Genomic DNA, 12415 nt, shown 5'->3' with positions numbered 1-12415 from the left:
GTATTGGCGGCACGCTCAGCACCCGAGGATGCCGGCTCAGACCGCCCGCGGGTGTGCGCCCGCCCATACCTCACGCAGCGCGTTGACCGTCACCAGCGTGTAGATCTGCGTGGTGGTCACCGAGGAGTGGCCAAGTAATTCCTGCACGACACGCACGTCGGCGCCCCCCTCGAGCAGATGTGTGGCGAAGGAGTGGCGCATCGTGTGCGGGGACACCGCGGCGGTCACCCCCGCGTGTTCGGCGGCGTCCTGGAGCACCTGCCAGGCACTCTGCCGGGACAAGCGGCCACCGCGGGCGTTGAGAAAGATCGCCGGGGTGCCCTTGCCACGCCGCGCCATATCGGGCCGGGCCCGCACCAAGTAGGTATCCAGCGCCGCGACCGCGGGCCGCCCGATCGGGACGAGACGCTGCTTGCCGCCTTTGCCGCGCAGCAGGACCGATCGCGAGGTGGTGTCGACATCGTCGATATCCAGCCCGACGGCCTCCGAGATGCGCGCGCCGGTCGAATACAGCACCTCCAGCAGCGCCCGGTTTCGCAGGCTCAGCGGCCCGTCGGAATCGCGGTCCCCACCGGCGGACTCCAACAGCGCGACCACCTCGTCGACGGTCAGGCTCTTGGGTAGCCGCCGCGAGGGGGTAGCCGGCTTGACCTCGCGGGCGACGTCGACCTCGAGGACGCCTTCGGCCGTCAGGAATCTGTGCAGGCCCCGGACGGCGACCAGGGCCCGGGCAGCCGATACCGCTGACAGGGCTGTCGCCCCGGTCTCCGGGTCGCCCTTGCGCAGCGCGACGAGGAACTCGCTGACATCGGTCTCGGAGACGTCGCGCAGGTCGGCGGTGCCGCGCTCGGTGAGGTGCTCGGTGTAGCGGCGCAGGTCACGCCGGTAGGAGCTGATGGTGTTGGCTGCCACGCCGCGTTCGATGACCAGGTGGTCGAGATATCCCCGCACCTGCTGTTCGATCGCGTTGACAGCCGTGGTCACGGGTGGCCTTGCCGGGCGGCGAACGCCCGCGGCCGGTCCGGCCAGGGTGCGTCCGCCGGTCGCAGGGCGGAACGGTCCGGCAGCGCATGGGCGGCCAGGATTCCGGCGACCGCAAGCGAGTTGACGATCTCGCCGGCGAACACCCGTGCGACGGCGGTAGCCAGCGGCACCCAGGCCAGCGTCAGGTCGGCTTCCTCGTCGCGCACCTCGGGCCGGTCCACCTCGGTCAGCCCGGTGGCCAGGAAGATGCGCACGCTCTCGTCGCTGAATCCCGGTGTGGAATCCACGTCGACGAGCACCGCCCACGACGCTGCCGCGAGCCCGGCCTCCTCCTTGAGTTCGCGGGCCGCGGTCTCCACCGGCGGCTCGCCGCCAAGGTCGAGCAGCCCGGCGGGCAGTTCCCACAGCCGACGCCCGAGGGGATGGCGGTACTGGTAGACCAGAGCGATGTTGTCCTGGTCGTCGAGGGCGACGACAGCCACCGCACCGTAGTGCTCCACCACCTCCCGGCGGGCGGTGTGCCCGCCGGGCATCCGTACCTCGTCGGCGCGCAGCGCGAAGATCTTTCCGACGTAGAGCGTTTCCGATTCGAGGGTGTCGAACTGGTGCTCAGCCACGGTGTGCGGGCTCGGTGAGCGCTTCGGCCTCGGTGCCGTTGGCCCGGGCGAGGGTGAGCTCCTCCAGGGGCAGCCGCTCGCCGGCTTTGTACTGCAGTGCTGCCCCGATGAACGCCGCGAATAACGGATGCGGACGGGTGGGCCGGCTCTTCAGCTCCGGGTGGGCCTGGGTTCCGACCAGGAACGGGTGCACCTCGCGGTCGTACTCGACGAACTCCACCAGATGCCCGTCCGGGGACGTGCCGGAGAACTTCAGGCCGCTCTCCGCGATGCGATCGCGGTAGGCGTTGTTCACCTCGTAGCGGTGCCGGTGCCGCTCGGACACCTCGGTGGCGCCGTAGGCCTGCGCCACGATCGAATCATCCTGCAGCACCGCCGGATATGCGCCGAGGCGCATGGTGCCGCCGAGATCGGCCTCACCCGCGACCGCGTCGAGCTGGTCGGCCATGGTGGAGATCACCGGATCCGGGGTGTCGGGGTCGAACTCCGACGAGCTCGCCTCGGTCAGCCCCACCGACCGCGCAGCCTCGATCACGATGCACTGCAGACCCAGACAGAGCCCGAGCACCGGCACGCCGCGCTTGCGTGCATACCGGATGGCGCCGATCTTGCCGTCGATCCCCCGGATACCGAACCCGCCGGGGATCAGCACCCCGTGCACGTCGTCGAGTGCGGCGATCGCCCCCGCTTCGGTCTCGCAGTCGTCGGAGGCCACCCAGCGGATATCGACCTTTGCACGGTGTGCGAAGCCACCGGCGCGCAGCGCCTCGGCCACCGACAGGTAGGCGTCCGACAGGTCGATGTACTTGCCCACCAACGCGATCCGAACAGTTTCCTGCGGCTCGTGCACACGCTGAAGCAGGTCGTTCCACTGCGTCCAGTCCACGTCGCGGAACGGCAGATTCAGTCGGCGCACCACGTAGGCGTCGAGTTCCTCGCGGTGCAGCACCTTCGGGATGTCATAGATCGACGGTGCGTCCGGAGTCGAGATGACCCCGTCGATGTCGACGTCGCACATCAGCGCGATCTTGTTCTTCAGCGGCTCGGGCACCTCACGGTCGCAGCGCAGGATGAGCGCGTCCGGGGAGATACCGATGCTGCGCAGTGCGGCCACGGAGTGCTGGGTCGGTTTGGTCTTGAGCTCGCCCGAAGGTTTGAGGAACGGGACCAGCGACACGTGCAGGAAGAAGCAGTTGTCCCGGCCGACCTCGTGGCGGACCTGCCGGGCGGCTTCCAGGAAGGGCAGCGATTCGATGTCACCGACGGTGCCACCGATCTCGGTGATGACGATATCGGGCCGGTTGCCCTTGGCGTCGGGTTCGGCCATGGCCAGGATGCGGTGTTTGATCTCGTCGGTGATGTGCGGGATGACCTGAACCGTGTCGCCGAGGTACTCGCCGCGGCGTTCCTTGGCGATGACCGCCGAGTACACCTGGCCGGTGGTCACATTCGCCGAACCCGAGAGGTCGCGGTCCAGGAAGCGCTCGTAGTGGCCGACGTCGAGGTCGGTCTCGGCACCGTCCTCGGTGACGAACACCTCACCGTGCTGGAACGGGTTCATGGTGCCCGGGTCCACGTTGAGATACGGGTCGAGCTTCTGCATGGTCACCTGCAAACCGCGTGCGGTGAGCAGCTGCCCGAGACTACTGGCCGTCAGGCCTTTACCCAGTGAGGACGCCACACCACCGCTGACAAAGAGGTGTTTGGTCGCGGTCTGCGGGTGCTTGCGTAACTTCACTTGACCGGGCAAGAACAACCTCCGTGGCGATGGGGCAAGGCAACTGACTGTTACCTGGGGCCTGCCGACCCACGGAATCTCACCTTAACACCGACGCCGACAAGCTGTCGCTGGCGCGCCGATGGTCTCCGTCACTGCGAGCGTTTCACTGGGGCACGGTCACCGAGGAGGCGCCCCGCCCGATCCCGAACTGGCCGGGCTTGCCTCCGCGTACCAGATCGGCCAACGCCAGCACACTGGTGATCCGCCCCGACTCGGCGTTGACGTCGTCGACGGTGGTGACTGCCGAGGACAGCGCCGCGTCGGACCGGGCCACCGCGACCGCGGCGGTACCCGTCGCCGAGCCGTCCCGGCCGGCCAGCACGGTGCCCGCGCCGTGGGGTGCCAACCCGGCGGCGAACCGGGCCACGGTGGACCCCCGGTTGCCCGCGTCGTCACCGAGGTCGCCGCCGGTGATGATCACCGCGGTGTTGGCGGCGCCGATGTGTTGGGCGTCATAGGAGATGAAGCCTGTCTCGCGCAGAGCGGCGAGCACCGTGTCACGCTGGTCGTCGACCACCGCGGGATCCTTGCCGGACAGCAGCGCGATACCGAGCAGGTCGCCGGCCTGCGAACCCTGGTCCACGGATTTGGTGGACAACTGACGTCCGGCCGGCAGGATCGGCGAATTCACCACCGAGAGCAGCTTTTCCGAGGAGTTGGCATCGACGAACTGCGGGGTCAGCGAGATGGCTCCGGTGACGGTGGCGCCGCTCTGGGTGGCCAGCCGGGTCACCGCGTCGACGTCGTCATCGGCGGCATCCGGGGTGCGGAAGATCACCACGGATTTGCCACCCAGGGTGTCCCGCAGAATTCTCGGCGCCATCATGCTATCGAATTCACCAGCGGCGCTGAGCTTTTCGTTCAGAGCATTCTTGTCATCGGTCAGGGTGTTGATCTGCTCATGCAGATCGGCCTTGTCCTTACGCAGCCCGGACAGCACGGTGTCGGACAACAGGCCCGATCCCAGCACCACTCCGACTGCCAGGGCCAAGAAGACCGCCGCCAGCGAAATCGCGTGTGACCGAAGGGAGATCATCAGCTGACCAGACCCTGAGCCCAGAGCAGGAAGCGGTTCCAGTAGTCGGCCACCCAGTCCAGGACGACGGCATCGGTACGCGACACCCAGAGCGCGACGATGACCGCGATCAGCATGGCCAGCACCAGCAGCGCGATCGCGCCGCCGGAGATCCGGCTGCGGTACAGGGTCGCCACGGCCTTGGCGTCGACCAGCTTCTCCCCCACCTTGAGGCGGGTCAGGAAGGTCGAGGGATTGCTCTGCTGCCGGGAGCGGTCGAAGAACTCCTCGATCGTGGCGCTGTGACCTGCGGTGACGATCAGCGCGGCGCCATGGTGGTGGCACAGCAGCAGCGCCAGGTCGGCGGCCGAGCCGGCCGCCGGGAAGGTCATGGCGCCGACACCGAGGTCCTGGATACGTTCCAGGCCGGGGGCGTGACCGTCGGCATCTGCGGGCAGCACCACCTGGGCGCCGCACCGGAGCGCGTCGCTGCTGATGACGGCAGGGTCGCCGACGATGAGCTGCGGCCGGTAGCCGGCCTTGCGCAGCACGTCGCTTCCGGTGCCGACACCGACGAGGACCGGCTGGTACTCCTTGATGAAGGGCTTGAGGGCTTTGAGATCGTCGGCGGCCGAGGGCCCTTCGGCCACCACCACGACATGCCTGCGATCCATGTCGACGTCGATATCGGGGATGCCCATCCCGTCGATCAGCAACGGGCTCTCGCTGCGGATGAACTCGATGGTGTTGCCCGCGAACGCTTCCAGATGGGCCACCAGACCGCTCTTGGCCTCCACCATGAGCTCGTGGATCTCCAGGTCATTGCGTTCGGTGCCGTGCGCGATCCTGCGGTCGCCGGTGTAGACGCCGCCGTTGTTGACCCGGACCCGGGCGCCGTCCTTGATCTTCTTGAAGACCTCGGGACCCGCTTCGTCGATCAGCAGAATGCCGTTGGCCACCAACACTTCCGGCCCCAGATTGGGATATCGGCCCGAGATCGACGGGGAGGCGTTGACGACGGCGGACACGCCCGCTTCCACGAGGGCGTCCGCGGTGATCCGGTCCAGATCCAAGGCGTCGAGGACGACGACATCCCCGGGACCGACGCGGCGCAGCAGTCGGTCGATGTCGCGATCAACGCGGGCGGTACCGATGACGCCCGGCTTTGAGCTGGCATTACGCGATAGCAGCGCTGACATCTTCATGGGGCCGATTCTGTCGGCCAACCCTCAAGTTGAGGTGGAGGCGCGCCGTAACACCAGCCCCACAAGTTTTCTTTTGTCACATCTGCAACAGCAAGAGCATCTCATTCGCGTTTCGCCGCGTAGTGCCGCGCGGCCTTGGCCCGGTTGCCGCAGGTGGTCATCGAATGCCAGCGGCGGGTGCCGTTTTTCGAGGAGTCATGGAACCAGAGGATGCAGTGCGGATGGGCGCACTGCTTGATCCGGTGGGGAGACTCCGAGAGCAGGTGCAGCAGATTGTCCACGGCCAGCCAGCCGGGCAGCCATTGCGGCTCCGGTACGTCCGGCTCGTCCTGTGGCCCGGAATCGGCGAGCCGGCGCCGGATACGTCCGTGGTCGAGCACCCCGTTCACGTCGTCGGCCGATCCGCCGCTGACCGCCTGCAGGATCGCCTCGCGAGTGAGGATCAGCGCATCCAGGGTCGGCCCATCGGCAGCGCACCGGTCGGCAAGATCGTTGGTCTGCAACCAGCACTGCAACCCCGCCGTATCGGACAGCAGATCCTGTGGACCGTCGGCCGACGCCCACCGGGTGTTCAACAGGTCCAGCGCAAGGGGTTCCCCGACATGCGGGCGCGGATCGCGCATAACTGAGATTAACCACCCCTCCCTCTAACCGTTCAATAACCTTTAGACGGTTGACATCGACCTGTTCCGATTCCAACCTTCGATTGTTGTTTTAATGGTTACTCCGGAGGAGCAAAATGGCGACCACGACCGCACCCGGGCACATCGGCCTCAATGTCACGGACCTGGAACGGTCGGTGTCCTTCTACCGTCGCGCCCTGGGTTTCGACCAACTCGGAGCCAGCACAGAAGGCGAACACCGGTACGCCTTCCTGGGGTCGGACGGCGTCCTGCGGCTCACCCTGTGGCAGCAGAGTGACGGCACGTTCTCCGCACACACGCCGGGCCTGCACCACCTTTCGTTCCAGGTGGACACCATCGACCAGGTCCGGGCGGTGGAGGCGGTATTGAAGGAGTTGGGCGCACCGTTCGCCCACGACGGCGTCGTGGCACACCGCGAGGGCGCAGCATCCGGCGGCATCTTCTTCAGCGATCCCGACGGCATCCGGCTCGAGGTGTACGCCCCGAGCGGTGCGGACACCGAGCCCGCGCCGAACGGCTCGGCACCCACCTGCGGATTCTTCTGAGTCGCTGCGATGACTCTCTATCACGCAGGTGAAGCAGCGGTTCAACAACGCCTGGGACAGAGCGCGATCGCCGAGCGCGTCGGCCGCATGGTGCGCGCGGAGATCCCGGCCGCTGCCGCGGACTTCCTGGCCGAGCAGCCGATGGCGGTGGTCAGCGCGGCCGACGACGCGGGCCGGGTGTGGGCCGGCCTGATCACCGGCCGACCGGGTTTCCTGCGCGCCGAGGACCCGCGGACCATCATGATCGGGGCGCTGCCCGCATCAGGCGATCCGCTTCGCGAGATCCTGGCGCGCCCGCACCGGATCGGGATGATCGCGGTCGAACCACAGACCCGACGCCGGATGCGGGTCAACGGGATGGCCGATCCGGTCGACTTCGGTTCAACGGCCGGCCTGCGCGTCCACACCGACCAGGTGTATTCGAACTGCCCGAAGTACATATCGCGCAGGAACATCGAGCAGGTGCGAGGCGAACCGGCGCGGCCCGCGGCCCGTCATGCGGCGGAACTGGACGCACACACCGCGCAGGTCATCACCGCCGCCGACACCTTCTTCATCGGGTCGGCGGACACCGACGGCAATGCCGATGCCTCGCACCGCGGCGGCAATCCCGGCTTCCTTCAGGTGATCTCACCAACCCGGCTGCGCTGGCCGGACTACCGCGGCAACTCGATGTTCATGACGCTGGGCAATATCGACGTCAATCCGCAGTGTGGGTTACTGATCCCCGACTGGCGCACGGGATCGACCATCCAGCTCACCGGCACCGCCCGGATCGGCTGGGAACGCCACGATGCCGCCGGTGCGCAGTGCTCCATCGACTTCACCGTGTCCGAACTGGTCGAGCTCACCGAGGCAAGCCCGCTGCGCTGGGGTGCCGCCGAGCTGTCCCCCGCCAACCCGGCCTGACCGGCCCTAGGGGGCGTTGCGCTCCTGCTGGGCCGCGTCGAGCAGTTCGCGCGCATGCGCACGACCGGTGTCGGTGTCGCCCAGACCGGCCAGCATCCGGGCCAACTCGGCGACGCGGTCGACCTCCTCCAGGCGCACCACCCGGCTGGACTTGGGCCCGCTCTCCACCACCAAGTGGGTGTCGGCGTAGGCGGCGACCTGCGGCAGGTGGGTGACGACGATGACCTGGTGGGTGCGCGCCAGCCGTGCCAGTCGCCGGCCGATCTGCACCGCGGCCCGGCCCCCGACACCGGCGTCGACCTCGTCGAACACCATCGTGGTGCCGGCCGCCGACGCCGCCAGCACCACCTCGAGGGACAACATGACGCGCGACAGTTCACCGCCGGAGGCGCTCTTGGCCAACGGCAGCAGGTCGGTACCGCGGTGCGCGGCGAACCCGAACTCGACGGCGTCCACACCGTCATGGCCGGCGTGCACGACGGTGCCGCCAGGCAAGGTGACCGGCGCGGAATCGTCGGCACGCGCCGGCAGGGCCGATACGGTGATGCCGAACTCCGCACCGCTCATGGCAAGCCCGGCGAGTTCGGCCGTGACCGCCTTCGCCAGACCTTTGGCGGCCTTGGTGCGGGCCTTGGTGAGATCGGCCGCCACCACGATCAAGCGGGCGTGCAGCTCGTCGACCCGGGCACGCAGGCCTGACAGCGCCTCCTCGGAGACGTCGAGCTGAGCCAGCCGTTCCCGGGATTCCTTCGCCCACGCAAGTACGCCGTCGATATCGGCGGCATACTTGCGCGTCAGCCCGCGCAGTTCGGCCTGACGCGACAGCTTGCTCTCCAGAGTGCTTGCATCACTGGGCAACTCGGCCAGGTAGTCACCGAGCTCGGTGGACACGTCACCGATGACCGCCACCGCCTCGGCAAGCCGCTGCCCGAGCGTCTGCAACACGGAGTCATCGGTGGCCTGTAACGCCGCCTTGGCCTGGGCGACCGCACTGGCGGCCGAGGCGGACTCGCCCGCATCGTCATCGGGTGCGCCGGCCAGCGCGGCCCGGGCGGCCGCGGCAGCCTCGCGCAGGGCGTCCAACTCGGAGAGCCGACGGATATCGGCGACCAGCGCGTCGTCCTCACCCGGCTGCGGTGCCACCTCCTCGATCTCGCCGAGGCCGAAGGTCAACCGATCAGACTCCAGGGTCAGTTCACGCGCCCGCTGCGTCCGGTCGATGAGATCGCGACGGGCCGACAGCCACTCCTCGCGTACGGCTCGATACTTGGCCAGCGGCGCACTGATATCGGCGAACCGGTCCAGCGCCGCGCGCTGTTCGTCCGGGCGCATGAGCCGCAGCTGATCGTTCTGGCCGTGCAGTGCCAGCAGTTCGTTGGTGAACGAACTCAGCGATTTGGCCGGCACGCTGCGGCCACCCAGATATGCCCGCGACGGGCCGTACCGGCTCACCGACCGCGCGGCGATCACACTGTCGTCGTCATCGCGTTCGGCGCCGGAGGAATCGAGGATGTCGTCGATGCGTCCGACCACCTCGGTGTGCACATCGGCGGTGCTGAACCGGCCCTCCACCACGGCGCGCGGCGCCCCGGTGCGCACCCGGTTCGCATCGGCGCGAGCGCCGCCCAATAGGTGCAATCCGGTGACCACCATGGTCTTACCGGCACCGGTCTCACCGGTGAGCACCGTCAGGCCCCGGTCGAATTCAGCGGTCGCGGTGCTGATGGCGCCCAGCGACTCGATACGGATCTCGGAGAGCACTACTGGCCGCGCCATCCCGTGACGGGCAGGCGGAACTTGCGCACCAGCCGGTCGGTGAACGGTGCACTGTCCAGCCGGATCCACTTCAGCGATGTGCCGCAGCGCGTCACCTCGACCCGCGCACCGGCGGGCACCACCATCTCGCGGCGCCCGTCACAGAACACCATCGCGTCGTGTCCCTCGGCTTCCACCTCGATGGCGATCGCGGCATTGGGGCTGGTGACCATGGGTCGGGCGAACAACGCGTGAGCATTGTTGGGCACCACCAGAATTGCCTCCAGATCCGGCCAGAGAATCGGCCCGCCGGCCGAGAATGCGTAGGCGGTGGACCCGGTCGGTGTCGAGACCAGCACCCCGTCGCAGCCGAAGGACGACACGGGCCGGCCGTCGACCTCGAGCACGACGCCGAGCACACCCAACCGCGGCCCCTTCTCCAGGCTGGCCTCGTTCAGCGCCCAGCCGCGTTCCCGGATCGTGCCGCCCTCACGGACCACGATGTCCAGGGTCATCCGGTTCTCGACCCGGTAGTTGCGGTTGATCACGTGTTCCAGGACCGTGTCGAGCACCTCGGTTTCGGCCTCGGCGAGAAACCCGATGCGGCCCAAGTTGATTCCCAGTACCGGGATGTCGACGTTGCGGGCCAGTTCCGCGGCCCGCAGAAACGTCCCGTCACCGCCCAGTGCGAGCACCACCTCGCAGCCCTCGGCCGCCCGCTCATCGGGGTCCACCACCTCGATGTCGATCCCGAGGGCGCGCATATCGTCCGGATTGAGATGCAGCGCACCCCGATCGACGGCTTCGGCGGTGAGCACCCGCAGCCCGATCCCGTGATCGCCGAGTACCTTCTCGACCCGGCGAGCGGTTTCGGTGGCTTCGGCGCGGCCGGTATGGACGACCACCAGGACGGTGCGTTCGCAGGTCATTGCGGTCCTTCGTCAATGGCGCGCGCAATCGCGCGCTCGAGATCGTCACCCTGCAAGGGGTGGTCGGTGGCCGTCCGCAAACGTAAGAAGAACTCGACATTGCCCGACGGCCCCGGCAGCGGACTTGCGGTGACATCAACAGTGTGCCAATGCAATTCAGCGGCCCGCCGCGCAACCCCAAGTACCGCGTCGGCGCGCAGCGCCGGATCGGAGACGACGCCGCCCGCACCCACCCGGTCCTTGCCGACCTCGAACTGAGGTTTCACCATCGGCACGATATCGGCGTCGGCGGAGGCACAGCGGGTCAGTGCGGGAAGCACGGTGGTCAGCGAGATGAACGACAGATCCGCGACCACCAGGTCCACGACACCACCGATCGCCTCCGGGGTCAGCTCACGCACGTTCGTGCGTTCCAACACGCTCACCCTGTCATCCGATCGCAGCGACCAGGCCAGCTGCCCGTACCCGACATCCGCGGCCACGACGTGCGCCGCGTCGCGGTCCAGCAACACCTCGGTGAAACCGCCGGTCGAGGCGCCCGCATCCAGACAGCGGCGCCCCTGCACCGGCACACCAAATGCGTCGAGTGCGCCGATCAGTTTGTGCGCGCCGCGCGAGACCCAGGTCTTCTCGTCGGCCGCCACGGTCAGCGCGGCATCCACCGACACCGCGGTGGCAGGTTTGACGGCGGGCAGTCCGTCGATGCGTACCCGGCCCGCGCCGATCAGCTCGGCAGCCTGCTGCCGCGACCGGGCCAGCCCACGTCGCACCAGCTCGGCGTCCACTCGCGCCCGCCGCGTCATCGGCTCAGTGCTCCCGGATCGCTTCGCCGCGGCCCTCCACCGATTCCAGGGCACGAACCAGCAGGTCGTGAGCCTGTTCCAGGCGGATCGCGACAGCGTCGATATCGAGGGACTCGACGCCAACCACCGCCGGATCGGGCAGGCCGGCCAGCAGTGCGGCGATATCGGTGCGGATCTGCTCGGGATCGGTACTCATGTCAGGAGATCACGCTAGTCGATCCGGTCAGCTCAGCAGCGACCAGCGTTGCAGAGCGGTACGGGCCGTGTCGTCCGCGGCGGTGACATCGACAGGGCCGCCGTTCGGCCCGGCGGACCACACCGCGGAAGCGACGGCGCGCACCACGCTCAGCTCGTCCCCCGCATCGGCGCCGGTGGCGCGCACGGTGACCACGGATCCGTCCGCGTCGACCTGCCAGGCGGGGTGCGCCGCGATCCGCAGTGTGTCGCCCTCTGTATGCAGCGATCGCAGATCGGGCGCGACGAACACCGGCCGCTGGTCCGGGATGGCGTGCACCATATCGGCGGCGGTGTTCACGCCGGTGAGCACCATCAGACTGGGCAACCCGGCGGCATTGGCCCCCTCGATATCGGTGTCGAGGCGATCCCCGACGACCAGAGGGCTGCCGAAGCTGCCGCGGGCCAGGGCATCGTTGAGCAGAGTCGGCGCCGGCTTGCCGGCGACCTGAGGATCCTGATCGGTCGCGGTCCGCAGCGCGGCGACCATCGAGCCGTTGCCGGGCAGCAGCCCACGCTCGGACGGCAGTGTTCGGTCGACGTTGGCAGCCACCCAGATCGCCCCGGCACGAATGGCCAGCGCCGCCTCGGCCAGATCGCTCCATCCGGTCGACGGCGAATGCCCTTGGACCACCGCCACCGGGTTCTCATCCAGGGTGCGCACGGGGCGTAGTCCGACTCCGCTGATCTCCGCGGCCAGCGACTCGGTCCCGACGATCAGGACGGCGGATCCGGCCGGCAGCTGGGCGGCGAGCAGCCGCGCCGCGCTCTGGGCGCTGGTGACGACATCGGCTTCACCGGCGGAGAATCCAAGCTCCTGCAGGTGTTGCGCGACCTCGGAGGCGGACCGGGACGCATTGTTGGTGACATACAGCGCACGCGGGCCCACCGAAGCCAGACTCTGCACCGCTCCGAGGGTGGGTTCGTGGCCGCGGAACACGGTGCCGTCCAGATCCAGGAGCAGGCAGTCGTGCTCCTGTACGAGAGTCCCCATG

13 protein-coding genes are annotated in these 12415 nt (G+C 68.4%); 2 read left to right on the top strand and 11 right to left on the bottom strand.

Features of this window, described 5'->3' with window-relative positions; genetic code table 11:
- Window positions 1-36 precede the first annotated feature (36 nt).
- The 6 genes from xerD to QN239_RS15425 all read right to left on the bottom strand — a co-directional run bounded on the left by xerD (window position 37) and on the right by QN239_RS15425 (window position 6224).
- Window positions 37-984, bottom strand: coding sequence for a site-specific tyrosine recombinase XerD (gene xerD, locus QN239_RS15450; RefSeq protein ID WP_499011587.1), 948 nt, complete (start codon window positions 982-984; stop codon window positions 37-39).
- The gene (locus tag QN239_RS15445) at window positions 981-1601 is read right to left on the bottom strand and encodes an NUDIX domain-containing protein (protein WP_090361465.1); all 621 of its coding nucleotides are present in this window, start codon (window positions 1599-1601) and stop codon (window positions 981-983) included. The genes xerD and QN239_RS15445 overlap by 4 nt, the downstream gene beginning before the upstream one ends.
- Window positions 1594-3339: a CTP synthase gene (gene pyrG / locus QN239_RS15440; protein ID WP_499016809.1), complete on the bottom strand. Its 1746-nt coding sequence runs from the start codon at window positions 3337-3339 to the stop codon at window positions 1594-1596. Before pyrG ends, QN239_RS15445 begins: the two co-directional genes overlap by 8 nt.
- 145 nt (window positions 3340-3484) lie before the next feature.
- Window positions 3485-4417 (bottom strand): copper transporter, encoded by a 933-nt coding sequence (locus tag QN239_RS15435; protein WP_090361468.1) that lies wholly within the window; start codon window positions 4415-4417, stop codon window positions 3485-3487.
- Window positions 4417-5601: a putative cytokinetic ring protein SteA gene (gene steA / locus QN239_RS15430; protein ID WP_090361472.1), complete on the bottom strand. Its 1185-nt coding sequence runs from the start codon at window positions 5599-5601 to the stop codon at window positions 4417-4419. Before steA ends, QN239_RS15435 begins: the two co-directional genes overlap by 1 nt.
- A gap of 101 nt (window positions 5602-5702) precedes the next feature.
- Window positions 5703-6224, bottom strand: a complete 522-nt coding sequence (locus QN239_RS15425; protein ID WP_499011583.1) for a CGNR zinc finger domain-containing protein — start codon at window positions 6222-6224, stop codon at window positions 5703-5705.
- 116 nt (window positions 6225-6340) lie between these two features.
- Here QN239_RS15425 and QN239_RS15420 point away from each other — a divergent pair, with 116 nt between their 5' ends.
- Together QN239_RS15420 and QN239_RS15415 are read left to right on the top strand one after the other, a co-directional pair.
- Window positions 6341-6790, top strand: coding sequence for a VOC family protein (locus QN239_RS15420; RefSeq protein WP_499011581.1), 450 nt, complete (start codon window positions 6341-6343; stop codon window positions 6788-6790).
- A gap of 9 nt (window positions 6791-6799) precedes the next feature.
- Window positions 6800-7699, top strand: a complete 900-nt coding sequence (locus QN239_RS15415; protein ID WP_499011579.1) for a pyridoxamine 5'-phosphate oxidase family protein — start codon at window positions 6800-6802, stop codon at window positions 7697-7699.
- Window positions 7700-7705: 6 nt separating this feature from the next.
- Here the strand turns inward: QN239_RS15415 and recN are convergent, their stop codons facing one another.
- Genes recN through QN239_RS15390 form a run of 5 tightly spaced genes read right to left on the bottom strand, consistent with a single transcriptional unit; the run spans window position 7706 to window position 12414 of the window.
- Window positions 7706-9460 (bottom strand): DNA repair protein RecN, encoded by a 1755-nt coding sequence (gene recN / locus QN239_RS15410; protein ID WP_499016808.1) that lies wholly within the window; start codon window positions 9458-9460, stop codon window positions 7706-7708.
- The gene (locus tag QN239_RS15405; protein ID WP_499011577.1) at window positions 9460-10383 is read right to left on the bottom strand and encodes an NAD kinase; all 924 of its coding nucleotides are present in this window, start codon (window positions 10381-10383) and stop codon (window positions 9460-9462) included. Before QN239_RS15405 ends, recN begins: the two co-directional genes overlap by 1 nt.
- The gene (locus QN239_RS15400; RefSeq protein WP_499011576.1) at window positions 10380-11186 is read right to left on the bottom strand and encodes a TlyA family RNA methyltransferase; all 807 of its coding nucleotides are present in this window, start codon (window positions 11184-11186) and stop codon (window positions 10380-10382) included. The genes QN239_RS15405 and QN239_RS15400 overlap by 4 nt, the downstream gene beginning before the upstream one ends.
- 4 nt (window positions 11187-11190) lie before the next feature.
- Window positions 11191-11382 (bottom strand): hypothetical protein, encoded by a 192-nt coding sequence (locus tag QN239_RS15395; RefSeq protein ID WP_499011574.1) that lies wholly within the window; start codon window positions 11380-11382, stop codon window positions 11191-11193.
- A gap of 27 nt (window positions 11383-11409) precedes the next feature.
- On the bottom strand, window positions 11410-12414 hold the full coding sequence (locus QN239_RS15390) for an HAD-IIA family hydrolase (protein WP_499011572.1): 1005 nt from the start codon (window positions 12412-12414) through the stop codon (window positions 11410-11412).
- Between the last annotated feature and the right edge of the window lies 1 nt (window position 12415).

It is taken from the genome of Mycolicibacterium sp. Y3 (assembly GCF_051188035.1).
GTDB classification, from domain to species: domain Bacteria; phylum Actinomycetota; class Actinomycetes; order Mycobacteriales; family Mycobacteriaceae; genus Mycobacterium; species Mycobacterium fluoranthenivorans.
The sequence above is the reverse complement of the archived record's forward strand: the minus strand, read 5'-3'. Positions and strand labels throughout refer to the sequence as shown.

Excerpts from the sequence above, each read along its gene's own strand:
- QN239_RS15420 (WP_499011581.1), top strand. The coding sequence starts at position 6,341 with ATGGCGACCACGACCGCACCCGGGCACATCGGCCTCAATGTCACGGAC.
- QN239_RS15400 (WP_499011576.1), bottom strand. The coding sequence starts at position 11,186 with ATGACGCGGCGGGCGCGAGTGGACGCCGAGCTGGTGCGACGTGGGCTG.
- QN239_RS15395 (WP_499011574.1), bottom strand. The coding sequence starts at position 11,382 with ATGAGTACCGATCCCGAGCAGATCCGCACCGATATCGCCGCACTGCTG.
- QN239_RS15405 (WP_499011577.1), bottom strand. The coding sequence starts at position 10,383 with ATGACCTGCGAACGCACCGTCCTGGTGGTCGTCCATACCGGCCGCGCC.
- steA (WP_090361472.1), bottom strand. The coding sequence starts at position 5,601 with ATGAAGATGTCAGCGCTGCTATCGCGTAATGCCAGCTCAAAGCCGGGC.
- QN239_RS15435 (WP_090361468.1), bottom strand. The coding sequence starts at position 4,417 with ATGATCTCCCTTCGGTCACACGCGATTTCGCTGGCGGCGGTCTTCTTG.
- QN239_RS15425 (WP_499011583.1), bottom strand. The coding sequence starts at position 6,224 with ATGCGCGATCCGCGCCCGCATGTCGGGGAACCCCTTGCGCTGGACCTG.
- QN239_RS15390 (WP_499011572.1), bottom strand. The coding sequence starts at position 12,414 with ATGGGGACTCTCGTACAGGAGCACGACTGCCTGCTCCTGGATCTGGAC.
- QN239_RS15415 (WP_499011579.1), top strand. The coding sequence starts at position 6,800 with ATGACTCTCTATCACGCAGGTGAAGCAGCGGTTCAACAACGCCTGGGA.